26 protein-coding genes are annotated in these 24,203 nt (G+C 50.5%); 2 read left to right on the top strand and 24 right to left on the bottom strand.

What is annotated here, in order from left to right; translation table 11 throughout:
- Position 1: 1 nt before the first annotated feature.
- Both ACKC9G_RS04915 and ACKC9G_RS04910 read left to right on the top strand, forming a co-directional pair.
- Complete coding sequence (locus ACKC9G_RS04915) at positions 2-1,129, top strand: carboxypeptidase-like regulatory domain-containing protein (protein ID WP_411403818.1); 1,128 nt, start codon at positions 2-4, stop codon at positions 1,127-1,129.
- A gap of 2 nt (positions 1,130-1,131) precedes the next feature.
- Positions 1,132-1,440: an EscU/YscU/HrcU family type III secretion system export apparatus switch protein gene (locus tag ACKC9G_RS04910; protein WP_411403817.1), complete on the top strand. Its 309-nt coding sequence runs from the start codon at positions 1,132-1,134 to the stop codon at positions 1,438-1,440.
- A 9-nt stretch (positions 1,441-1,449) separates the two neighbouring features.
- Here ACKC9G_RS04910 and ACKC9G_RS04905 read toward each other — a convergent pair whose 3' ends face one another.
- The 24 genes from ACKC9G_RS04905 to fliJ all read right to left on the bottom strand — a co-directional run bounded on the left by ACKC9G_RS04905 (position 1,450) and on the right by fliJ (position 24,184).
- Positions 1,450-1,866 carry a DUF2802 domain-containing protein gene (locus ACKC9G_RS04905; RefSeq protein WP_411403816.1) on the bottom strand — a complete coding sequence of 139 codons (417 nt, stop codon included), beginning with the start codon at positions 1,864-1,866 and terminating at the stop codon, positions 1,450-1,452.
- Between the two features lie 44 nt (positions 1,867-1,910).
- Positions 1,911-2,390, bottom strand: a complete 480-nt coding sequence (locus tag ACKC9G_RS04900; protein WP_411403815.1) for a chemotaxis protein CheW — start codon at positions 2,388-2,390, stop codon at positions 1,911-1,913.
- Positions 2,391-2,447: 57 nt separating this feature from the next.
- The gene (locus ACKC9G_RS04895; protein ID WP_411403814.1) at positions 2,448-3,251 is read right to left on the bottom strand and encodes a chemotaxis protein CheW; all 804 of its coding nucleotides are present in this window, start codon (positions 3,249-3,251) and stop codon (positions 2,448-2,450) included.
- The gene (locus tag ACKC9G_RS04890; RefSeq protein WP_411403813.1) at positions 3,248-4,045 is read right to left on the bottom strand and encodes a ParA family protein; all 798 of its coding nucleotides are present in this window, start codon (positions 4,043-4,045) and stop codon (positions 3,248-3,250) included. The genes ACKC9G_RS04895 and ACKC9G_RS04890 overlap by 4 nt, the downstream gene beginning before the upstream one ends.
- 11 nt (positions 4,046-4,056) lie before the next feature.
- Positions 4,057-5,169, bottom strand: a complete 1,113-nt coding sequence (locus ACKC9G_RS04885) for a protein-glutamate methylesterase/protein-glutamine glutaminase (protein WP_411403812.1) — start codon at positions 5,167-5,169, stop codon at positions 4,057-4,059.
- Between the two features lie 32 nt (positions 5,170-5,201).
- A complete protein-coding gene (locus tag ACKC9G_RS04880) occupies positions 5,202-7,526 on the bottom strand; it encodes a chemotaxis protein CheW (RefSeq protein WP_411403811.1) in 2,325 nt (774 codons plus the stop codon).
- A gap of 11 nt (positions 7,527-7,537) precedes the next feature.
- A complete protein-coding gene (locus tag ACKC9G_RS04875; RefSeq protein ID WP_411403810.1) occupies positions 7,538-8,335 on the bottom strand; it encodes a protein phosphatase CheZ in 798 nt (265 codons plus the stop codon).
- 15 nt (positions 8,336-8,350) lie between these two features.
- The gene (gene cheY, locus ACKC9G_RS04870) at positions 8,351-8,743 is read right to left on the bottom strand and encodes a chemotaxis response regulator CheY (RefSeq protein ID WP_411403809.1); all 393 of its coding nucleotides are present in this window, start codon (positions 8,741-8,743) and stop codon (positions 8,351-8,353) included.
- An 82-nt stretch (positions 8,744-8,825) separates the two neighbouring features.
- On the bottom strand, positions 8,826-9,545 hold the full coding sequence (locus ACKC9G_RS04865; protein ID WP_411403808.1) for an RNA polymerase sigma factor FliA: 720 nt from the start codon (positions 9,543-9,545) through the stop codon (positions 8,826-8,828).
- Between the two features lie 128 nt (positions 9,546-9,673).
- Complete coding sequence (gene flhF, locus ACKC9G_RS04860) at positions 9,674-11,263, bottom strand: flagellar biosynthesis protein FlhF (RefSeq protein WP_411403807.1); 1,590 nt, start codon at positions 11,261-11,263, stop codon at positions 9,674-9,676.
- Between the two features lie 80 nt (positions 11,264-11,343).
- A complete protein-coding gene (flhA, locus tag ACKC9G_RS04855; protein WP_411403806.1) occupies positions 11,344-13,452 on the bottom strand; it encodes a flagellar biosynthesis protein FlhA in 2,109 nt (702 codons plus the stop codon).
- Between the two features lie 105 nt (positions 13,453-13,557).
- A complete protein-coding gene (gene flhB / locus ACKC9G_RS04850) occupies positions 13,558-14,682 on the bottom strand; it encodes a flagellar biosynthesis protein FlhB (RefSeq protein WP_411403805.1) in 1,125 nt (374 codons plus the stop codon).
- The gene (gene fliR / locus ACKC9G_RS04845; RefSeq protein WP_411403804.1) at positions 14,682-15,458 is read right to left on the bottom strand and encodes a flagellar biosynthetic protein FliR; all 777 of its coding nucleotides are present in this window, start codon (positions 15,456-15,458) and stop codon (positions 14,682-14,684) included. The genes flhB and fliR overlap by 1 nt, the downstream gene beginning before the upstream one ends.
- A 6-nt stretch (positions 15,459-15,464) precedes the next feature.
- Positions 15,465-15,734 carry a flagellar biosynthesis protein FliQ gene (gene fliQ / locus ACKC9G_RS04840; RefSeq protein WP_411403803.1) on the bottom strand — a complete coding sequence of 90 codons (270 nt, stop codon included), beginning with the start codon at positions 15,732-15,734 and terminating at the stop codon, positions 15,465-15,467.
- A gap of 11 nt (positions 15,735-15,745) precedes the next feature.
- Positions 15,746-16,501: a flagellar type III secretion system pore protein FliP gene (gene fliP / locus ACKC9G_RS04835; protein ID WP_411403802.1), complete on the bottom strand. Its 756-nt coding sequence runs from the start codon at positions 16,499-16,501 to the stop codon at positions 15,746-15,748.
- Positions 16,498-16,965: a flagellar biosynthetic protein FliO gene (gene fliO / locus ACKC9G_RS04830; RefSeq protein ID WP_411403801.1), complete on the bottom strand. Its 468-nt coding sequence runs from the start codon at positions 16,963-16,965 to the stop codon at positions 16,498-16,500. Before fliO ends, fliP begins: the two co-directional genes overlap by 4 nt.
- Positions 16,925-17,371, bottom strand: a complete 447-nt coding sequence (gene fliN, locus ACKC9G_RS04825; protein ID WP_411403800.1) for a flagellar motor switch protein FliN — start codon at positions 17,369-17,371, stop codon at positions 16,925-16,927. Before fliN ends, fliO begins: the two co-directional genes overlap by 41 nt.
- A gap of 35 nt (positions 17,372-17,406) precedes the next feature.
- Positions 17,407-18,369 (bottom strand): flagellar motor switch protein FliM, encoded by a 963-nt coding sequence (fliM, locus tag ACKC9G_RS04820; protein ID WP_411403799.1) that lies wholly within the window; start codon positions 18,367-18,369, stop codon positions 17,407-17,409.
- A 12-nt stretch (positions 18,370-18,381) separates the two neighbouring features.
- Positions 18,382-18,891 carry a flagellar basal body-associated FliL family protein gene (locus ACKC9G_RS04815; protein ID WP_411403798.1) on the bottom strand — a complete coding sequence of 170 codons (510 nt, stop codon included), beginning with the start codon at positions 18,889-18,891 and terminating at the stop codon, positions 18,382-18,384.
- A 190-nt stretch (positions 18,892-19,081) separates the two neighbouring features.
- Complete coding sequence (locus ACKC9G_RS04810) at positions 19,082-20,965, bottom strand: flagellar hook-length control protein FliK (protein WP_411403797.1); 1,884 nt, start codon at positions 20,963-20,965, stop codon at positions 19,082-19,084.
- An 82-nt stretch (positions 20,966-21,047) separates the two neighbouring features.
- Complete coding sequence (locus ACKC9G_RS04805; RefSeq protein WP_411403796.1) at positions 21,048-21,386, bottom strand: Hpt domain-containing protein; 339 nt, start codon at positions 21,384-21,386, stop codon at positions 21,048-21,050.
- Positions 21,387-21,426: 40 nt separating this feature from the next.
- On the bottom strand, positions 21,427-23,169 hold the full coding sequence (locus ACKC9G_RS04800) for a SpoIIE family protein phosphatase (RefSeq protein WP_411403795.1): 1,743 nt from the start codon (positions 23,167-23,169) through the stop codon (positions 21,427-21,429).
- Positions 23,170-23,181: 12 nt separating this feature from the next.
- A complete protein-coding gene (locus ACKC9G_RS04795) occupies positions 23,182-23,490 on the bottom strand; it encodes an STAS domain-containing protein (protein ID WP_411403794.1) in 309 nt (102 codons plus the stop codon).
- A 247-nt stretch (positions 23,491-23,737) separates the two neighbouring features.
- Positions 23,738-24,184: a flagellar export protein FliJ gene (gene fliJ / locus ACKC9G_RS04790; protein ID WP_411403793.1), complete on the bottom strand. Its 447-nt coding sequence runs from the start codon at positions 24,182-24,184 to the stop codon at positions 23,738-23,740.
- Positions 24,185-24,203: the final 19 nt, after the last annotated feature.

Genomic DNA, 24,203 nt, shown 5'->3' with positions numbered 1-24,203 from the left:
TGTGGTCAATCAGATCCCGCCATCATCACTCGTCGCTGTTAATACCTTGCAATCCATTGCCAAGGGTAGCGTGCTTGCGGGCAGCTCCAATACCAATAGCCTGGGGCAGAACCTGGTACAGGCACAAGTGCTGACGGCTACCGCATCTCCCTCATCCGGAGCCGCAACGACAGGCGCTGCAGGTTATACCCGCACGGGAGCAGCCCCAACGAGTCAGGGGCAATATCAGGCGACAGTATCGGTTCAGGGGCAGGTCTACAAAGCGGTGAGCAATGTGCCGCTCACTCCGGGTCAAACGGTAACGCTTAAAGCCATTGGACCACAGCTACTTCAGGTGGTTCCGACACCCTCTGCTGCCCAGCAGACACTGCTATCACAATTAAAAACTTATTTGCCACAGCAGCAATCATTGGATCAGCTACAGCCACTGCTGCAGCGCCTGACATTAACCCCCACGGCTTTAGCGCTTTCACCTCAAGCTTATTCAGCCATGCAAAGCATAAAGCAGCAGCTTCCAAAGAAAGATGAACTGAAACAGCCTGATACGCTTAAGAGCGCTGTGCAGAATAGTGGATTTTTTACTGAAAAAAGGCTCCTCAAGGGAGAGTCGGTCAGTCAGGATCATAAGGCACTACTCTGGCAGGCACTGCAGAACCTTGAGCCTGAGCACCCGATGCGAAAAGCGGTTGAAGGTCGGCTAGCCCGCATTCAGGTAATGCAACTTGAGAATATGCAGCGGGATAACGAACAACATATTGAGCTGGTGATGACCTCTCCTCAGCAGGAGCTGGAACCCTTTCGACTTCGCGTCAAGCGCGATGAGTCAGGCTCCTCTCCTGAAGCCCCTGAACAACAGCAAAACTGGCAGATTGACCTCGACTTTGAAATTGAGGACAACGAGCAAATCCATATTCGCCTGGATTACCAACAGGCGCTTGGTATCAGCCTGTGGCTTCCGGATAAAAGCTGGGACGATACGTTGAGCGAGCCAGTCAGCAAAAGTCTGATAAACGCTCTACAAGATAAGGGCATCAGAGTCTCAAATTACCAGCAATTTGTCGGGCGCCCCAAAGAAGACGATGATATCCGGCCCGTAAATACACTACCGCTGATTGATGAGAAGGTCTGATCATGGCGATCAAGAAAAAGCTTGCTGCCGCTCTGGAGTATGATCCCAATAAAACCGGAGCCCCAAAAGTTACGGCGGTAGGTAGCGGCTTTCTGGCCGAGCAGATTATTGCATTAGCCAAAGAGGCTAATGTACCTCTGCATGAAAGCCCAGAACTGGCAGCGCTGTTGAGTCAAATGGAGCCAGGAGAGGAAATTCCTGAACAGCTATACGTCGCGATTGCCGAAATTCTGGCATTTCTGTTCAGGTTAAAAGAAGAAAAGAAAAGTGCTGTGATGAAAAACCGGTCAACGCCTAAGCCCAATCATTGAGTTATCTCATCAGCCGCGAATACGCTTGCGTGGCGCACTAGGGCTTCGAACTTCTTTATGCAGTAAAGCAATTAACTCTGCTTCGGGACGGCCGATCTGACAGTTAGTCATAACATCGTCTACCGATGCTCCCATTTCCATTAACTTTGCCGCTTGCGTGATGGCGGCGCCGCCACCCTCACGACCTTCAAGGCGCTGCTGCTTTTCCATCGTGGAATTAAGACGTCTTTCGACCTCCACAAGGCGCTGCCCTACGCCCATACTGCTTTGGCTCATGACATCCAGCTCACTTCGCAACAACTCCATGAGCGTGTTGAACTGTTTTCTTTGTTGAGACAGGCGCACACAAGCCCAGATAGCCAGCATCAACGAGAAAAACGCGATGCCAGCCACCGATAAAATTAGCCCTATGCTGGAAGTGGACAACGAAGGTTCCAATGCCTGTCCCTTAAGCCAAACTGATTACGGAGTTACAGATTGATAATTTCTGCCCACTCATCTTCGCTCATCAGTTTGTCCAACTCGACGAGAATCAGCAAGCGATCATTTTTATGGCAAACGCCATGAATGAATTTTGCCGCTTCTTCATTTCCAAGGTTCGGCGCGCTTTCAATTTCAGACTGGCTGAGATAAACCACTTCAGCAACGGAGTCGACCAGAATGCCAACGACATGGCCGCTCACCTCAATAATGATGATTCGCGAGTTGTCAGTGATATCTGTGGTAGGAAGACCGAAGCGCTGACGTGTATCAATAACGGTGACCACGTTTCCACGTAGGTTAATAATACCCATCACATAAGAGGGGGCTCCGGGCACGGGCGCGATGTCTGAATAACGCAGAACTTCCTGAACCTGCATGACATTAACGCCGTACACTTCCTTTTCCAGGCGAAACGTGACCCATTGCAAAACTGTGTCATTACTGACCTTAGCATTGTTACTCGCCATCGTTCTTTCCTCTTCACACCGAGATGCTTATCTATTCCCTGTTCATTATCAGGGTTGTTATTTGTCTTCTTGCGGGCGGTAGTTTTTATCCCCCGCATTGAGCAACTTGTTCATCGCACCAACATCCATTATGGCACACATATGCTCAATGACAGTTCCAGCCAACCAAGGCCGTTTGCTCCGCTCCGTTCTCCAGCGTACATCATCGACACTCAGGGTAATGGCTTCCGCAACCTCATGACAACCAAGCCCCCAGTCTGAACCTTCCATCATAATCACGTAACGCATACTGGCACGCTGCGCTTCATCGTAGCGGTCAGGCATAACCCAAAGGGCCGTATCAACAACTCGAACCATCTGACCTGAGTGCGCTGGCAGCAAACCCATAAACCATTTCGCCTGGCCAAAAAGTGGCGTCAATCCTTTTTCAGGAAAGGTAAGCACACCTCCCAACTCAATAAGAGGCACCGCCAGTTTCAAGCCGCTGACGTTAAAAAGCAGACACTCAAAGCGATCTTTGGCCCACGCAGGACGCCCCACCTCATCAGGAGGAGCATCACCCCCTTCCGATCCAGCCAGTGGAGTCAGCTCGGGAACTGATAGCTCTTCAACCGGTGCCTCATCAGCAGACTCTGGCCAGGCAGGCTCAGGGGCAGGTTCAGATTTAGCGACTATAGGTTCTGGTGCGACCACTTCAGGAGCTATTTCAGGCTCTTGCAGTTCTTCTTCAGCCAGCTCTGGCTTCGCCTGATCATCGACCTCTTCCTCATCAATAGCGGGCATATCCCGCAGCAGAGCATCAAGGTAAGACTCAAGCGCCTGTTTAGGCTCAGCAAAAGCAGGGGAATTCTTCCGCTTCATGATGTTCCCTTAGCCTGAACTGTCTCATCTTGCGATAGCAACGATTTCAGCAACATGTTGTAGGCACGAACTCCTCGCGATCCTGCATCAACTTCTGAGGGCACGATGCCGGCAGAACTCGCATTGCGGAATTTAGTATCGACCGGAACCACAGCATTACTCACATGATCCGGAAAACTATTACGAATTAAACGTAAGCTTTGCACAGATGCCTGAGTTCTGCGGTCATAAAAGGTCGGCAGAATAGTAAAAGGTAGTGGTCGCTTACGCGATTTATTTACAAGCAGCAGGGTCTTGAGCATGCGTTCAAGCCCCTTAATTGCAAGGTACTCAGTCTGCACCGGAACGATCAATCGTTCACAGGCTGCCATCGCATTAACCATGAGCACGCCTAGTACTGGCGGACTATCGATAATGACATACTCAAAATCATCCCAGAGCGTCGCCAGCGCTTTCGATACCACCAGGCCCATCCCCTCTTGAGCCATTGCCTGACGCTCAAGAGTGGCCATGGCCGTGGAAGCGCCAATCAATTTAATACGCTGATGAGAGGTATCGAGTAATAACTGGCTGGCAAGACCGCTGTCCAGTTGCTCTGAAGACTTGAAAAGATCGTAGACACTGCCGCCTAATTGATCAGGATCATAGCGGAAGTAGCTGGTCAGAGATCCATGGGGATCCAGGTCTACCAACAAAACAGATTTGCCCATATCTGCCAGTAAACCAGCCAGCGTCACGACCGTCGTGGTTTTACCTACACCACCTTTTTGATTGGATACTGCCCATACACGCATGATGCAGCTCCCTAAACCTTAACGGTTTTGGTCAGGCGCTGGCCGATTTCGGCCAGATCAACCACGTCATCTGCTAACCCAGCCTTAACGATAGCCATAGGCATGCCATAGATAACGCAACTTTGCTCCGACTGTGCCCAGACATCACTACCGGACTGCTTTAAGAGACGAGCACCTTCACGACCATCGGCGCCCATTCCCGTCATGACGACAGCCAGCACTTTCCCCGGATACTGTTTAGCAGCAGACCCGAAGGTAACATCAACGCAAGGCTTATAGTTAAGGCGCTCATCGCCAGGCAATATACGTACACGACCACCCTGACGCTGCTCAATCATCATCTGTTTGCCACCCGGAGCCAATAAAGCGAGTCCAGGACGCAACTCATCGCCATCTTCCGCTTCCTTGACACTAATCTGACACAGCTGATTAAGACGCTCTGCAAAGGCTTTGGTAAAAGCCGCTGGCATGTGCTGAATCAAAACAATAGGGGCAGGAAAGTCCTTGGGTAACTTCGTTAAAACCTCTTGCAGTGCAACAGGTCCACCGGTTGAGGTACCAATCGCCACCAACTGATAGCGTTTGGCTACTGTCGGGCTAAAGGTGCGGGTTGGAATATTGATGTCATTACCAGTTCGCGACTGGAGCGTCACGGTTTTAACAGGAGGCGCAGACGGTTTAGTGATATCCAGGCTCACTGAAGGTGCGCCACGAGGCGTCGCTCGACGGCTCATAGCCACTTCATAGACTTTTTCCCGCAGGCTGCTCTCCATCTTCTGCCGATTCCGGGACAAGTCCTCGAAGTTCTTCGGCATGAAGTCGATGGCCCCTGCTTCGAGGGCGTTCAAGGTAATGCGAGCGCCTTCGTAGGTCATCGAAGAAAACATCAGTACAGGAGTCGGCTGCCGACGCATGATTTCACTAACGGCTGAAATACCATCCATCATCGGCATTTCATAATCCATAGTTATCACATCAGGACGGAGTTCGAGCGTTTTCTCAATCGCAAGCCGCCCGTTCTCAGCAGTTCCTATTACCTTGAAGCGACTATCAGCCTCCAGAATTTCTGTCAGTCTACGCCGAAAGAACGCTGAGTCATCTACCACCAGTACGGTGATGGGCATTGCTAAACTCCTTCAAACTCGGCTAAACCCTGTTAGCGCGAGGCGTAATACTTAAGCAGACTGGGGATATCAAGAATCAGGGCAATACGGCCATCCCCAGTAATCGTTGCTCCCGAAATACCTGGGGTACCATGCAACATCTTACCCAGAGGCTTAATAACAACCTCTTCCTGGCCCACTAACTGGTCAACCACAAAACCAACACGCTGAGTCCCGATCGAAACAATAACCACATGACCGCTCTTGGACTCCTGATCATTGCGATGGCGACTCACCAACCAGCGGTGAAGATAAAACAAGGGCAGAGGTTTCTCACGAACAACCACCACTTCCTGACCATCCACTACGTTGGTTTTACTGAGATCAAGATTAAAGATCTCATTCACATTCACCAAAGGCAGCGCAAATGCCTGATCATCCAGCATGATCATCAGCGTAGGCATAATGGCCAGGGTTAACGGTACCTTGATCTCAATGCGTGAGCCCTTGCCCTTGATAGAGCGCACATTCAGGGAGCCATTCAGCTGGGTGATTTTGGTTTTCACCACATCCATGCCGACGCCACGGCCAGAAACATCTGATATTTCTGACTTGGTCGAGAAGCCCGGTGCAAAAATAAGGTTAAAGGCTTCAGAGTCCGATAAGCGCTCTGCTGAGTCTGCATCCAGCACACCTTTTTCCACAGCCTTGGCGCGCAAAATGTGTGGATCCATGCCTGCGCCATCATCATCGATGGAGAGCAAAATATGGTCACCTTCCTGCTGTGCAGAGAGAATCACAGTACCTGCACGTGGCTTCCCGGCCCCCTCGCGAACTTCAGGGTTTTCAATACCGTGATCCACAGCATTACGAACCAAGTGAATCAAAGGATCCGCCAGTGCCTCAACAAGGTTCTTGTCGAGATCCGTCTCCTCCCCCACTAGCTCAAGGTGAACTTCTTTCTTCAAGGAGCGTGAAAGGTCTCGTACAACGCGTGGAAAGCGGCCAAATACCTTCTTGATTGGCTGCATACGTGTCTTCATCACGGATGTCTGAAGATCACCAGTGACAACATCCAGACTGGCTACGGCTTTCACCAGCTCATCGTCAATATGTTTTGACCCCAGACGAACCAGACGGTTACGAACCAGCACCAGTTCACCCACCATATTCATGATGTCATCAAGCCGCTTGGTATCAACACGCACAGTCGTTTCAGCAGCAGCTGCATTGGCGGGTGCGGCTTTATCTGCAGCTTTAGCAGCGACTGGTTCTGCGGCTGGCGCTGCTTTGGGAGGTTCTACCGGAGCTGGCGGCTTAGGTGGGGTAGCAGGCTTAGGCGTAGGCTTTTCCGTAGCTTTAGCTGATGGTGTTTCTGGCGCCTTGGTCACACCTGTTGGTTTTTGTGCTGCTGGAGCACTGACAGGTGCTTCATCCTGATGAGCAAAAGCCCCTTTGTTCTGAGCCTGAAGCTCATCCATCAGCCGCTCAAACTCATCGTCAGTAATCAGATCACCGTCATTCCCGGCACTCACTGGCGCGGGAGACTTTTTCTCTGGCTCTTTTGGCTTAGGAGGCTCTGCAGCCGCAGGAGCCGCTCCACCACCCTGCAACTGGTCTAACAGCGCCTCAAACTCTTCATCAGTGATGTCACCGTTAGGATCAGCATCACCCAGTAACTCCTGAGTTGTCGGCGTCCGAGTTGGCTCCGCGGCTGATGTATCGCCTGCACTCGGGCCACTTCCCGTACCATGAAGCTCATCCAGAAGATTCTCGAACTCATCATCGGTAATAAGATCATCATCGCCTGAGCTCTGCTCGGCAGCTAACGCAGATGCATCCTCAGACGAGATAGCCTGCAGCAGGTTTTCAAATTCATCATCAGAAATATCAGAAGTTTCCTCGACGACCTCATCTTCCTGAGCCGCGGCAAACTCCTCTTCAAGAGAAGCCAATGGAGGTTCGGCATTTGCAGCCTCCTGAGCGGTTTCAGGCTCGGCCAGACGGCCAAGCGCTTCCAGCAACTCAGGGGAGGCATGATCGGGTTCCTGACCATTTCGAACCTGATCAAACATGGCGTTCACGGTATCGAGCGACTGAAGCACGATATCCATGAGCTCAGAAGTGACGTGGCGTTTACCATTTCGTAGCACGTCAAAGACGTTTTCCGCCACATGACAGCAATCAACCAGAGCGGTTAGCTGTAAGAAACCAGCCCCACCCTTAACGGTATGAAAGCCGCGGAAAATAGCATTCAAAAGATCCTTGTCTTCAGGACGTTGCTCCAGGTCGACTAACTGCTCTGACAACAGCTCAAGAATTTCTCCGGCTTCTACCAGAAAATCCTGAAGGATCTCTTCATCCACTTCTAAGCTCATCTGGCCACTCCTCAGAACCCTAGGCTAGACAACAGGTCGTCAACTTCATCCTGGCCAGAAACCACATCCTGATTTCCACCGGGCAACTGCGGACCTTCACCTTTTATTTTTTGATCTTCTTTCTTAGATTGATCCTGCTGCTCGAAATCGTGCGTAATCCCGGAGATGAAATCGACCTGACTGGCCATACGAACCATATTTACCAGACTGGCTTCGACCTCTGTCACCATCGCAATAACGCGGCGAATCAGCTGACCTGTCAAATCCTGATAGCCTTGCGCCATCAAAATTTCAGTCAGGTGAGAGTGAAGCGAGCTCGATCCATCCTCAACGGTTTTCAGGAAATCAGAAGTGCGCATATAGAGCTCTTTGAATGCCTTGGCATCCATCTCCCGCTTGACCAGTTTTTCCCAGTCAGTGCGAAGAAGCTCAGCCTGATTACCCAGTTTTTCAGCTACCGGCATACTGACATCCACCATATCCATGGTTTTGTTCGCAGCAGTCGCTGTCAGCTCAATGACATAATTCAGTCTCTCGGAAGCGTCCTGAATGTTTTTGACATCGTCAGAACCTGCTACCAGAGCATTGTTCTCGAAGTCAGAGTGAAACGATTTGATGGATTCGTGAAGAGCACGAGTCAGGCGCCCTACTTCATGAAACAGCGCTTCGTTACGAGCTTCGCTCAAACGGTGAATCACACTGATGGCTCGACTGAAGTCACCTTGCTCCAGATGCCCCATGATCTCTTCACCACCCCGTAACAGGGTCTGCTCAAATCCTTGCAGATCCACTTTTTCTTCACCGGACATAACGGGGCACCTTATTTAGGAAGTCGCATCAATACGCTCAAAGATTTTCTCGATTTTTTCCTTCAGCACAGCTGCAGTAAAAGGCTTAACCACATAACCATTAACCCCAGCCTGAGCTGCAGCAATGATCTGCTCACGTTTAGCTTCTGCAGTCACCATGAGAACAGGCAAGCGCACCAATTTAGGATCAGCGCGCACAGCCTTTAGAAGATCTATTCCGGTCATCCCGGGCATATTCCAGTCGGTAACGAGGAAATCAATGCCTCCTGACTTCAATATGGGTAATGCAGTACTGCCGTCATCGGCCTCTACCGTATTGGTAAAGCCAAGATCACGCAGCAGGTTTTTGATGATCCGTCTCATTGTTGAAAAGTCATCGACAATGAGAATCTTCATATTTTTATCCAAGGCAACCTCCGTCATGCCCCAACGGCTGAGCCCAAAGCTCTCTTAAAAATTAGTTTATTCACAATTCTGCACAAGCTGAGTTTTATACCTGAAGCTGCCAACCTGACAACTTTGCGCGCAACCTGGCAGCCGCTTGGCTGTGAATCTGGCTGACACGCGACTCACTCACCCCCAGAACCGCACCAATTTCCTTGAGATTGAGCTCTTCGTCATAGTACAGCGATAACACTAAACGCTCCCTTTCGGGTAACAGTTCAATGGCTTTAGCCAGCGCACCGGCAAAAGCATCCCGCTGATGCTCCGCTTCGGGAGACTCTGAATCTCCAGCGATTTGCACGCCGGGACCATCCTCTTCCTGCTCGGTGATTTCTTCATAACTGAACAGCCGCGTTGACGAGCTGTCCTGAAGCATAGCGTAATATTCATCCAGCGAGACACCGAGTTCAGCCGCCACCTCATAATCTTTGGCGTCACGACCATAGGTTGACTCGATCTGCTGAATAACTTCGCTTACGCGTCGCGCATTTCGATGAACAGAGCGTGGAGACCAGTCTCCTTTACGCACTTCATCGATGATAGCCCCACGGATACGAATGCCAGCATAGGTTTCAAAACTGGCTCCCTTGCTCGCATCATATTTCCGCGAAGCCTCAATTAGGCCAATCATTCCTGCCTGAATAAGGTCCTCGACCAGAACACTTGATGGAAGTCTGGCTAGCAGGTGATGCGCTATTCGCTTAACCAAGGGCGCATAACGAGTCACCAGATCCTGGCTTGATGAAGGATACAACTGGTTATACATGAGATTCCTTATAACCACTTGGACAGTTTCAGGAAATACGAATTACGTTAACCAACGATGACACAAATTCACCTGAATACAGTTACAGGTCAATAGCAACCGTACTCAGGAGGCGCCAAACAGCGTCGTTATCCTGTCCTGCTGAATTCACCGACGGGACGCGCATTCACCGTCGCGGGAACCAGATTATCAATAGCATGTACTGCCCGGCTGATCAGGTTCCCCTGAGTTGCCAGAGAAAGATCATCGGGGACTTGCTGTCCATCTGTAATATAGGCAACTTTGAGCGCATGTTCGATGACAACACTCAAAACTTCACCAAGATTCACGGCTTCATCCACCTTGGTGATCACACTGCCCTCTAGACCAAGAGGGCGGTAGGACTGATACGCAGAGCGCAGCACCTGCGCCTGACTGGTACTTGGAAGTACCAGCAACTTACGAAGTTTCATACTGACCTGACTTAACTGGCGCAGCTGTTTGTCTCGATGCACATCCTGTGCGCTCATTCCGGCCGTATCCACCAGAACAAGATGCTTGTCACGCAGAGACTTGAGCGTCTCATTGAGCGTCTGACGCTCATCCACAACTCTGACAGGAACATCAAGAATATGTCCAAAGACACGCAGCTGCTCGTGAGCAGCAACGCGATAGCAATCTGTCGTAACCAGAGCCAAGCCAGCACTTCCGTGCTTTAGCACATACCTGGCTGCGAGTTTACCAATGGTGGTTGTCTTTCCACTACCCGTTGGCCCAACCAGTGCGAAGACCCCGCCACCGTCGACAACATCATTCTCGTATGTAGAGAGATGCCCAGCCAACTTAGCAAGCACAGCACGCCATGCCTGTTTAGGCTCAGAGACCTCATCACATACTTTAATGAGCTGACGCGAAAGAGCGACATTAAAGCCCATTTTATGCAGTCGTGTCTGAATCTGTATTTGCAGAGGCTTACTGCGCTCCGAAAAGCTTGCAGGCTTTTGACTAGCCTTCATCTGCTTTTCAAGCAGACCTTTTAACTGCTCGATCTCACCGCGCATTGAAGTTATGACATCAGATCGCTCGTTGAACACGGGCTCTGGCTGACGCACAGGTACTGAAGGAGGAAGATCAGGAATCTGCGACCAATGAACATCCTGCTGTCGGGATACAGGAGCAGTTGCCTTAGGCGGCTCGACAGGCTCACTTGGGGAAAGCCTGCCATGAGCAGTATAAGTATCACTCCCCTCTTCCTCATCCATCGACTGCGACATTGAGACGGGCTCAAAAGGAGGCTTAGATGGCATTGGGGAGGAGGCAGGAGCATCCGGCACTACGCGTAAATGATCACCATTCTGCTGGCGTTGGCGCTCTTTTCGCTCACTTTCAAGACGCTTTAACAGTGCTGCTACGGATTCTTTATCAAGACCTTTGCCTGATGTTGGAAGCCCTTCATGGATTTTTCCCTGACGAGCCTGTTGCTCATGCGCCCGCTGTCGAAGGGAGGCCGCCGAAGGTATAGATTCACTATACGCCGTGGGGGGTTTTGCCGGGGCCTGCGGCTCAGGCTGTAGCGGAGACTCTGACTTTTCAGGTGGCTCGTAATTGATTGCCACCATGATCTCAACGCCGCCTGCTACCCGCTTGTTCGACAAAATAACGGCATCAGGTCCGACTTCTTGCCGAACCTGTCGCATTGCCTGTCGCATATCGGGAGCAAAAAAGCGTTTGATTTTCAAAGCCTTCCCCCGAAATTTGTGCGTGCGGATAGTTTTCTCATTACGCCATTAAAACCCGATATTGAAAATCGTGCCAGCAATTAACCACCAACCGTCGCCACAATGGTAATTTGCTTGTTCTCAGGTATCTCTTGATAAGACAACACATGAATCACCTGGCTACCATAACGGACAAATTTTGCCATCAACATACGAAGCGGTGCCGCCACCAGAAGAATTGCCGGACGACCCTGCATTTCCTGATTTTGCGCCGCTTGCTGGAGTGACTGCTGCAGTCGCTCAGCCATACCAGGCTCAAGTATTAATCCGTCTTCCGTATTTTGCTGACTCTGCTGGTATGACTTAAGCAAAATCTGCTCCAGTTTCGGATCAAGCGTCATAACCGGCAGCTCAGGCTGAGTACCATTAATGTTTTGAATAATCAGTCGAGCAAGTGCTATACGTACTAAAGATGTCAGCTGACCCGGATCTTTCGTCCGAGCAGCCGCTTCCGTAAGGGCTTCCGCGATCGTTCGAATATCACGAACCGGCACCTGCTCACGCAAAAGATTTTGCAGCACCTTGAGAACAATACTAATAGATAGCAAACCCGGCACCAAGGATTCAACCAGCTTCGGTGCATTTTTCGCAAGATTATCAAGAAGATGCTGAACTTCCTCATGACCAATCAACTCAGCAGAGTGGTCATGCATTACCTGATTAAGATGCGTCGCGATCACGGTTGCCGGATCCACCACAGTGTAGCCCATGGTTTGAGCATGATCTTTCTGAGCAGGTTCAATCCACAACGCTTCCAATCCAAAGGCCGGATCACGGGTTTCAATTCCCCGCAGAGTACCGAATACCTGCCCCGGATTAATTGCCATTTCCTTATCTGGATAAATCTCTGCCTCACCGACCGTGACCCCCATCAGGACAATACGATACCCGCCAGGCATCAAATCAAGGTTGTCGCGAATATGAACAGAAGGCACAAGAAATCCCAGATCCTGTGAAAGCTTTTTTCGAATACCTTTGATTCGAGTAAGCAGTTGTCCACCCTGACTTTTATCCACAAGAGGAATAAGTCGATAGCCCACTTCCAAACCAATCATGTCCAACGGGCCGACATCATCCCAGCTCAGCTCACGCTGCTCAGTAGTCTCCGAAGGCGCCTGTTTCGGCTTCTGGGCCTCAAGCGCCTTGGCTTCCGCCTGCTGCTTACTGCGTTTATCCGCGATATAGGCCAGCGCTCCTGTTCCTGCCGCCAAGCCTAAGAATGAAACATGCGGCATTCCTGGCACCAGCCCCATAATGGCCATAATCCCCGCCGTCACCGCCAGCGCTTTAGGTGAAGCAAAGACCTGAGTACCAATCTGAACGCCCACATCTTCAGCCGCACTAACACGAGTCACGATGACAGCGGCCGCGGTGGAGAGCATCAAAGAAGGAATCTGGGCGACAAGGCCGTCACCGATGGTGAGAAGAGTATAAATCTGAACGGCATCACCAAAGGCCAGGCCATGCTGAATCATCCCGATAAGCAAACCACCAATGATATTGATAAACAGGATAAGAATACCGGCAACGGCATCACCACGAACAAACTTACTGGCACCGTCCATAGAGCCGTAGAACTCAGCTTCCTGAGTAATCTCTTTACGTCGGGCCTGCGCTTGCTCCTGATTAATAAGACCCGCGTTGAGATCCGCATCGATGGCCATCTGTTTACCAGGCATAGCATCCAGAACAAAGCGGGCGCTGACTTCCGAGATACGACCAGCACCTTTGGTAACGACCACGAAGTTAATAATCATCAGGATCGCGAAAACCACCAGACCAACTACGTAGTTACCACCGATCACGACCTCACCGAAGGCAGCAATAACCTTACCGGCCGCATCACCACCGTCATGACCGTAAAGCAGTACCACACGGGTCGAAGCCACGTTTAGCGCCAGTCGCAGTAACGTTGCGACAAGAAGCACAGTGGGGAAGACGCCAAAATCCAACGGCCGCAGCACGTAGATGCTGATCAGCAGAATGACCAGAGACAGCGCAATATTGAAGGTAAAGAAAACGTCGAGCAGAAACGGCGGCATGGGCAACGTCATCATTGCCAGCAACACCAGCAAGACGATAGGAACCCCTAATCCTCCTTGGCTGAAAGACCTCAGAGTCGATACTACTTGCGCGCGGTTTATAGCCATTAAGGAACAATGCCAGATGAGTGCACTGTTAGCATACGCAAAACACCTGATCTCGCAACCGCGAAGCCACCTCTACCTGTGTAACTTCCAAGGATTTTCAGACAGTTAGTCGTGTTGCAGTTCGGTAGGAATCTCGTAAGAGGAAGGCTCCAGCGGACGCGGCCCCTGACGACGTTTCCACGCACGCAGATGGGTTACATAGGCCAACACTTGCGCCACGGCAAAATACAACCCTGTTGGAATCTCCTGATCAAGCTCAGTATTGTAATAAATCGCACGAGCAAGCTCTGGCGCTTCCAGCATCGGGATCTCGTGAGCCTGTGCGATCTCCCTGATTTTAAGAGCGCTGTGCTCCTCGCCCTTTGCCAGCAAAATTGGCGCACGATTGCCGCCAGCATACTGTAAGGCAACGGCGTAATGGGTCGGGTTAGTAATAACCACGTCAGCCTTAGGCACATTAGCCATCATGCGACGAAACGCCATCTCACGCTGCATTCGACGGATACGGCCTTTAATCTCGGGGTTACCCTCCGAGTTTTTCATTTCGTCTTTGACTTCCTGCTTGGTCATTTTCAGTTTCTTGATGTACTGATACTGCTGAAAAGGCACATCAATCAGTGAAATCAATACAAGCGATGAAGAGAGCCAAAGAAAGCCCCACAGGATGATATCGAGACCATTCTGAATCGACACATCGACATCTTGTCGCGCCATCAATAGTAGCGTTTCCTGATCAGAGCGAATCACCATCACCGCCACACCGGCCACAACGACAAACTTGGCAAATGCTTTCAGAAGCTCAATCAGGGAGTTAACCGAGAACATCCGCTTCAGTCCCGAAAGCGGATTTAGCTTACTGAGCTTCGGCATCAGAGCTTCACCACTGAAGTTCCACCCCCCCATTAACACCGAAGCAGCAATCGCGGCAAAGAAAAGTCCGATCAGCAAACCAAGCACTGACATCAGCGCTTCCTCTACGCTTTTTTCAAGATGGGCAAACATCATGTAGGGATCAGTCGTAGCGGTGTAATCCAGCTCAAGGTTAAAACGCATTAAGCGAATGAAGGCATCCACGACTTCAGGTCCAAAAAACAGCATGAAGCTGCCGCTAACAACCAACAGAACCGTTGTTGTCAGCTCACGGGATCGGGGAACATCACCTTTACGTCGCGCCTCTTCCAGACGCTTGCTTGTTGGCTGTTCTGTTTTTTCCTGATCTTGATCTGACATCAGGAAGCTCCGAGGTAGACCTTAATTTTATCGAATGCTTCCAGCATCAGGTTCTCCTGCTGCCAGAGCATATCCGACATGCTTGCCCAAAAAATAATCAGGCCAAAAACCAAAAGAAACGCAAAACCGATAGCGAAAATATTCAGCTGCGGAGCCGCTTTGGTAATCACCCCAAGACAGAGGTTAACCAGAAGCAAAGCGACCATACCAGGCAATGACAATGACAGCCCGCTGGCAAACAGCCAGGTTCCGGACTGGGCTATCAGCCAGTAGGTATCGACCTGCGGCCACTGGCCTACCGGTATCCAGATAAAACTGTTAGCCAACATCTGCAGAATGGTCAAATGCCCGTTCAGCAGGAGAAAGATCAGCGTCGCAAGCATCATATAGAACTGACTGAGCACAACGATTGAGACACCGTTTACCGGATCATTCACCGATGCAAAGCCAAGCCCCATCTGCAGGGAGAGAATCTGACCTGCCACAACAAAGATCTGAAACAGCATCTGCAAGGCAAAACCCATAATGACGCCAATGATGGTTTGCACACCCGCTTGCACCCAGACATCAAAACCTATCCCCGTGGGCGGTTCACCATGAGGCACTACAGGCGCAAGAATGGCGGCCAAACCAAGGGAGATAAAAATCTTTACTCGCGCAGGCACCATCTGGGCACCAAATATCGGCGCTGCCATGACAAATCCGGAAATACGAAACAGCGGCCAAATGTAGGCGTACATCCAGCCCGTTAGCGTAGGCACATCCAGCTCGATCATGCCGGACTAGCCAATGAGGGTAGGAATATTAACGAAGAGGTAGTGAAACATGTCCATGATACGTTCGACGATCCATGGTCCTGTCCACATGATGGCTCCCAGCGTTACCAAAAGACGCGGAAGAAAGCTGAGGGTCTGTTCGTTGATTTGGGTAGCGGCCTGAAAAATCGACACGATCAGACCGACCACAAGACTCGGCACCACTATGACTGACACCAGCACAATGATCAGCATAAATGCCTGCCGATACATATCCAGCGCAACTTCGGGTGACATAGGCGCGCTTCCTATTGCATGCCAAAACTGGCAGCGAGCGTTCCCATAATCATGCTCCAGCCATCAACCAATACAAAAAGCATGAGCTTGAACGGCAGGGAGACAATCACTGGCGAGAGCATCATCATACCCATAGCCATCAGAACGCTGGCGACCACAAGGTCAATCACGAGGAATGGAATAAAAATCATGAAGCCGATCTGAAATGCCGTTTTTAGCTCACTGGTCACATAAGCAGGAACCAGCACGGTAAAAGGCACATCCTCAGGTTCAGCCACTTGCTGACGACCTGAAAGATGCATAAACATGGCTATGTCGGTTTTACGCGTTTGTTCGATCATGAATTTGTGCAGTGGTTTTCCGGCTTCATCCACCGCTTGCCTTGCCTCAATCTGTCCATCCAGATATGGCTGCAGCGCATTGGCATTAATCTTGTCGAAAACCGGCGACATAATGAAAAAGGTGAGAAACAGCGCCAATCCCACCAGTATCTGGTTAGATGGCGCCTGCTGAAGACCCAGCGCCTGACGGATAATCGAAAAAACGATAATAATTCGTGTGAAGGAAGTCATCATCATGACGAAGGCTGGCAAGAATGTCAGCGCCGTCATCGCCAGCAGAATCTGGATCGTTACCGTCAGGTTCTGCGTACCATTCGGACCTGGAGTGATCTGAATGGCTGGAATTCCTGGCTCTGCCGCATGAACCTGCATCAGGGGCATAAGAATAAGCAGTAACGCTCCCAGGCTTTTTAGCAGCAGCCTCATGTTTTGGGTTTCCGATACCGCGTCAGCGCTTCAGCAAATTTACCGGCAAAGGCTTCTTCCGGCAGAACAGGCTCGGTATAACGCGCCAAACGGCGGATTTCCTGAGCAGTGACGCCGAGTAAAAGCTGGTCACTACCCACCTGAACAAGCACCAGCCTCTCCTTAGGACCAAGATGCAGCGTGGCGACTACTTTCCAGTCCTGACGCCCACCAGTATTCCCACCCTGCATGCGCTTAAGGAACCAGAAAGCCCCCCACATACACAGGAAAACAACGATTAACCCTGTCAACACGTTAAGAATACTGGTACCCGCAGAAAAACCACTGCCTCCCACCACGGAAGGCACAGTCTCTGCAACAGGCGTATCGTCTGCAGCATGAATCACTGTCGAGAAAAAGGTCAGCAGGAATAGCAGACCCAGGTTAGCGAAGTTTCTTAATGCGTTCAGTTGGGCTGATAACATCGGTAAGACGGATTCCAAAACGTTCATTGACGACTACTACCTCTCCGTGGGCAATCAGGGTGCCATTCACCAACACATCCAGCGGTTCGCCCGCCATGCGATCCAGCTCAACCACTGAGCCCTGGTTCAATTGCAGCAAGTTACGGATAGAAATTTCAGTATTCCCAACTTCCATAGAAATCGTTACGGGAATGTCGAGGATAACGTCCAGATTAGGCCGCTCCAGATCGACTGGCGAGCCCTCATCCTGCAGTTGATCAAGCGAAACCGGCTGAGCATCCTCATTTTCCTGCTCAGCCATTGCGGCAGCCCAGTCATCGGCGGCCTCATCCGTTTGCTCTGAAAGCGCAGAAGCCCATTCATCGGCCAGTGCTTCATCGTCCTTAGGGGTATTTTCGTCACTCATGATCAGTCATCAGAATCCGAATCTGACTTACAGCCTTAGCTCAGCTTAAAGTCATCAATAATTTTAAAGGCAAGATTTTTGCGACTTGCCCCCAGCTGACCTCGATAGATGGGAATCTTGTTCGCAGTCAAAGTAAGGGTTTCAGGGAGTTCAACCGGAATAATGTCTCCCGGCTCCATTTCCAGGATATCGCGTAAGGTCACCTGACGGCGCGCCACTACGGAGTTGAGTTGGACCTTCGCATCCATGATTTCACTTTGCAAGGCCTTAACCCAGCGCTCATCCTTGTCATCGATATCACTTTGCACACCAGAATCGAGGATATCCCTGACAGGTTCGAGCATGGAATAAGGCATGGTGATATGCAAGTCACCACCACCGCCATCAAGCTCGATATGGAAGGTATTTACAACCACGACTTCACTGGGGCTAACAATGTTTGCCATCGCAGGGTTAACTTCAGAGTTCACATACTCAAAATCAAGCTTAAGTACGGGCGCCCAGGCCTCATGCAAATCCCGAAATACCAGCTCAAGCACTTTCTGTACGATACGTGTTTCGGTTGGAGTGAACTCTCGTCCCTCGATCTTGGCGTGGCGCCCATCCCCTCCGAAAAAGTTATCAACCAGCTTGAAGACCAGTTTGGCGTCCAGAATGAAAAGACCAGTGCCACGAAGCGGGCGGCATTTCACCAGGTTCAGGCTGGTAGGTACATAGAGGGTATGGACGTATTCACCAAACTTGAGAATCTGAATACCGCCGACAGAAACATCAGCGCTTCGTCTTAACAGGTTAAACAGACTGATACGGGTGTAGCGGGCAAAACGCTCGTTAATCATTTCAAGCGTAGGCATACGCCCACGTACGATACGATCCTGACTGGTCAGGTCGTAATTACGGGCACCAGCAACCTCTTCATCTGCCTCTGTTTCGACCTCTCCATCATCCACGCCGTGCAAGAGAGCATCGATTTCGTCCTGCGACAGCAGGTCCTGCATATTTATCTCCTACTACTGCATGACCATATTGGTGAAGAGGATAGCCTCGACATCAGACTTACCGGTTTCCTTGGATATGACATCTTTGACCGCATCCAGCGCTTTTTGCTGTAAGGCCAGCTTGCCTTCATTGGTCTGTATTTCTTCAAAATTGGCAGCACTGAATACAAAGTTCAGTCGGTCGCATACCAACGGCATGTGCAGTGTCAGCGCATCCACCATTGCCTGATCCCGGGTTTTAGCTTCAGCAAAGATCTGCATAAAGTGCTGTCGGCCATTAGTATCAGTCAGAGAAACAACGAAGGAAGGCTTGTCTCCCGGCATACGCAGTCTGACATAGAGCGCCCGAATCCGAGCAGGCTCCTGAGCTTGAGCTTCTGGGGCGGGCTCATCAGAAGACGCAAAAAGAAAGAAATACGCTGCAGCCCCACCACCGCCCAGCACAAGCAAAGCTAACACGATAATAATGATGAGCTTTTTCTTACCTTTGGGTTTTTCTTCTTCCAGCTGCTCGTCAGCCATAGCGTCCCCTTACGGATAGAATCTTATCCCCACCATCACGACAGTGAGATGAGGGAAGTATAAAAGACCTATTGGAAAAATACCTTATACATGACGCCAAAGGCCAGTCTATCGCACCATAGCAGGCACGATAGAATTTTCACGTGAAGTAGAAGGACTGGCATTATTGTGACTTTAGAGGACGACTAGCCTAAGCGTAATAGTCCACTAATTGAGAGGAAACATCTTGCTGAATGGTAGCTGCCGCCACCTCTGAGCCCGTATCACTCATAGAGGCATCTCCGGCGAAACTCCCCCCAGCAGCACCGCCCTCGTTCTGATTGCCATATTGCTGACCTGTGCCACTGTCATCCCGAACATCAAAAGAGCCCAGACCCAAGCCCTGCTCGGAGAAACCGTCTTTGAGCCGTTGCATATGCTGTTCAAGAGCATCACGCACTTGAGGAGAGGCGCTTTGGAAAACGACACTCGCCTGATCCTGATGGATATGGATTCGCACGTGCAAAGTACCCAGATCGTCAGGGTTCAAGCGCAGAGATGCACTCTGAATTCCCTGGCTGGTAAATGACTGCATGTGACGAGAAAGCTGGCTTGCCCAGGCGTCAGTATCTGGTTTGCCATTCAAAGAGGGCATATTGGCATTCTGTGAGGCTTGCTGCATTACCGTTTTAAAATCATTCGCGACCGATTTGTCAGCGTTTGATGAACCAACCCCTTGGGCAGTTAACCCAAGGGCGGCATTACTGCCGTCATCCTGCGAATTGCCTCCAAAACCCCCGGCATTATCCGAGGACTGCTGAGCAGCTCCCGCCAGAGCGATCGCATCAGAGCGCTGCGAAGCTGTGACCTGAGAACCATCGCGCAGCTGCGTGGAACCTTCCTGACGCCCATTAGCACGAAGATCCTTAGCCAGCGCTTCCTGCTCGGCATGGGTTAAAGGACGCATGCTGACCTGCATTGTATTTGCAGACGAATCCACAGAAGACTGGTTAGCAGTTGCACCTTGCACAGTAGCACTTTGAGCACGAGAGCCATCCTGCACCGCAGCATCCTGAGACGTAGCGAGTTGCGCGTTACCATTAGCCACTGCCTGAGCAGTGGCACTCAATTGTGCGGAGGCTGCCGAAGTGGACGGACCAACCACTGATGCTTGAGCAGGTTCAGCTTTTGCTACTTGAGCATCCAGCTTGGCAGCAGTTTTAGAGGTAAGGTCTGATCCAGAGGCTTTAAGCTGTGCTAATAATGAATCCGCTTGACCGCCTACAGAAGTGTTTATGGCTGCGTCTGATCCCACTTGATTAGCAGTGACCGGATTTAAAGCCACAGTAAAATTCTGATCGACACTTGATGCAGTAGCGGCCTGACTAACAGAGTTCTTTGCTAACTCACCACCCAGCATCTGGGTCAGGGCAGCAAGCTCATCCACGGTTAAATCTGCGCCTGAAGTCAGTGTCGAATCTTCAGCTATTTTAGACGCCGGACCAGAAGCCACCTCTATTTGAGCAGTTAGTCCAGACGGCGATGAAGCACTTCCACTCAACATGGACTGAAGAGTCTGCAACTCACCCTGTAATTCAGGGCTATCGGCCTGAGCTACTGCGATTCTCTGCAGCTCCTGCGGCAAAATCTGGCCGTCCTCAGGCAAGCTTTCACCGAGCGAATGAACCGCACTTCCCAGCCCCTCCAAGCCCATCATGCTCAGCCATTCAGAGATATCCTCAAGCTCACTTGAGTCTAGCCCCTCCTTCGTAGAAGCATTCTCTTCAGAACCCGGCACCTCTGACGGTAAGAGCTTGTTAGTAGTAGCCGTAGTTGCATCTGTCGCGGGTAAAACAGCATCAGTTGCCTTATTTTGGCTACCGAAAGCCTTTAAGGGCGGGTTTTCTGAAGAAGCTGAGGAAGACTTTGACGCACGAGCATCAGGACTGGAAGATACAGCCGCTTTCACTGTCTCCAACAGGTTTGCGAAAGGAACCGAAGATGATGAGCCGTCCTGGCGATTTGCTCCCGTAGAGGCACTACTCGCCGCTACACTTTGTGACTGAGCAGATTTAACGTCGATGGAAACCGCCATAGCTACAACCTCACCTAACCAATGCAAGGATTAGAGCAAAGTGTAGGCCAACTTCAGCAATAAACCACCGAATGAGGACAGTTTAACCGACCAAATAGCGCGCTCTTAGCTCTTGGCACACCGCCTGATGTTCAGCTACGACTTGCGCAAAGAGATCATTAAGCGCAGGCCAGTCTTTGCTGCCAGCATTGTATTCCATTTCCTTCAGATGCTCGGCAAGCTGCAAGGCTCCGATATTACTGCTGCTCCCTTTGACACTATGAGCAAACTGACGTGCATCCTCTGCATCTTCCGCTTGCAGAGCACCTTTGAGGCGTGACAATCGCTGTGTTGAGTCATCTATGTACGTAACAAGAAGGCTGGCAAACTCCTCTTCCATCACGTCTTGCAACTCTGCCAGCAACACCAAATCAAGGCTCATAACCTACATCCTCTTCGACCAAAGCCGACCTTTCTACGACTCAGGTTTCGAAATACCACCGGAAATCCATCTCAACGCTGTTACCGGATTCATTGAAGCGTACATCATCACACAAGGAGTGCATGAGCGCTAACCCTCTGCCTGAATAGCCTTGTGAAGAAAACTCTCGCCGGATTCGTGACACATCAAACCCCGCTCCACTATCCCTGACAGCCAGAGTTAATACCCCCCCCTGAGGTGATAGTCGGTGGGAAAAATGGAATTGAATATAGCCTTCATCCAGATTTGCCAGTCGCTTTTCTCGCTCTGCATAGAAGGCGGCAAAACCTGAAATATCTGACTTGGCCTCGGAACTCAGTGACAGAAGGCCATGCTCCAACGAGTTGGCAAACAGTTCTGACAACAAGGTATAGATTTGTCCACTAAAACGCCGCAGTGCCGGCATTTCCATGATCACCTGAAGCAACAGGGGAAGTGGGTTATAGGTTTTAAGCGTATTGGGGTACAGCTCGTATGAGAAAGACCAGTCGCTAGGGCCATATTTACGGCTGCTGGCAAAGGGCTCAGCCAGCTCTACCAGTTCTTCTGGATCGCACATCCGTACTTCGACCAGCGTCAGATCGTCCTGAACGCCTGTTAACCCGGCAAAAGCATTAACGGCCTGCCCGATCTCATCGAATAACTGATCCGGAGTCTGGTTATCGTAGAAAACACTCGCCAGACGCTCCTCACCAAACATCTGATCCTGTGAATTACTGGCCTCCAGAATACCGTCAGAGTAAAGGTAAATCCGGTCACCTTCTTCCAAGGTATAAATTTCTGTCTTATCGCTAAAACGATCATTCCCCATAATGCCCAATGGCAGATGGCGAGACTTCAGCTGCGTTAAAGACTTGCTCGACTGATGGAAGATAAGACCATCAGGCAAACCTCCATTCCAGACTTCGACAGTTTTCTTATGAAAATTGATATCTAGCGTACCGGCACAACAGAAAAAGCCGGTTGGAAGAATTTTCTTGAGCCGCTGATTCACCTCACGAAGCACATCCACCATGGCATACCCTTTGGATGCCATCGAGTAGAAGATCTCAGCCAGCGGCATTGCACCGATCGCTGCTGGCAAGCCGTGCCCAGTGAAGTCCCCCAGCAGTATAAAAATATTGCCTGAAGGGGTTCTGGAGGCAAGTAGCACATCACCGTTGAAGACAGCGAGTGGAGACAACAAATGCTTGATGTTGGCTGCGTCGAGACAACCCGAGTGCGCCACATTGTCAAAGACACGCTTGGCGACACTTTGCTCATGAATTAGCCGCTTGTTATGCAGCGAGATCTCGTCACGTTGCCTTTGCAGCACATGATGCATACGCCGCATACGATTGAAGGCGTTGATTTTGGCTTGCAAAATCGTCGGATTGTAAGGTTTGGACAGAAAATCATCGCCGCCGGCTTCCAGACAATCCACCAACGAATGAGTATCTTTAAGAGAGGTTAAAAAAATGACAGGTACAAGTTCTTCACCTGCCATTTCTTTAATAAGACGCGTCGCCTCGAAGCCATCCATCTCGGGCATCAAGGCGTCCATCAATACAATATGCGGCCTATGTTCAGCAAAGACATCCACCGCCTGACGACCATTCTCAGCAGTGAGTACTTCGTAACCTTGCTTACGAACAATAGCCCTGAGGATCATCCGATCACTGGTATTGTCATCCGCTACAAGAATTCTTAGCGGTACTTCGGCATCCGAATCTTCAGGCCCTGGAATAAGACTTTCTGAGTTCACATGCAGTCCATTTTATTCGATATGGAACAGCTGACCGAAATTGGAGATGATCAAGATCTTCTTTACGTCGGTATTACAGTTAACGATATGAATACTGGATCCATCGCCACCTGCATGATCACGCAACAGCAACAACATTCCTAACGCAGAGCTATCCAAATAGGAAGTCTCACGCATATCAATCACGAACTGCTCGACCTGCCCCTCCCCAACCTGTTCGTAGGCTTCACGAAAATCCTGGTGGGCACTAAAATCAAAACGGCCCTGAATACTAATGGTCAACTCTTTGCCATCATCAGAAAGCTGGGACCAGATTGCCATTATTCACCTCATCACTTCCTATAAAGCTTTCTTTAAACCTGGATCATCTAGGTAAAACATACGGGAATACTAACTTAACGGCGTGGCGTTAACTTCCCTTTTACGCAGCATGTTTGGATGATCGCCTAGGATTCCGACCTTAACAAAAACAGCCTTTCGCCTGCGAACACTTAATGTCTAAGGTATAGACACTATGTAAGGCTCTGACAAGGACATTTTCCAGAGCTATCGCGACGCGACCGGTAATTTAATTATCCTGCGAGCGCCGATAGAAAGACACCAGTTCATCCAGTGCCTTTTGTTCCTTACGTGACAATTCAAGCTGTTCCTGCGCCTCAACCCGAACAATCCAGGCCTCGATTGCTTTTACTCTCGCTCGCGCCTGTTGCCACTGTTTCATTTTCTTATCAATATCCTGACCTACCTGTCGCAGAATTTGGACTTGCTGCTCCAGCGCGCCTTCAAGGCGACCCATAAACTGTTGCTGCGACATCCAGTCTCGAGCAGAAATACCCGCCTCACCTTTGGCATGAAGCGTCGTGATGTACTCCTCCTGATAAGCCTCCAGCTGAGCAATCTGCTGCTTTGCTTGCTGCTCGCGCTGACGAGCTGCTCCGAGAGCCTGAGAAGCTTTCTGCTCATCTCTCTCAGCGAGTGTTTTTACCAGTGCCAATCGCTGAGAACGCCGCGCCATAGCCTAAACCTTATTAATA

Source organism: Pokkaliibacter sp. CJK22405, from assembly GCF_046614695.1.
GTDB lineage: Bacteria > Pseudomonadota > Gammaproteobacteria > Pseudomonadales > Balneatricaceae > Pokkaliibacter.
This window is presented reverse-complemented; position numbering and strand designations above follow the sequence as displayed.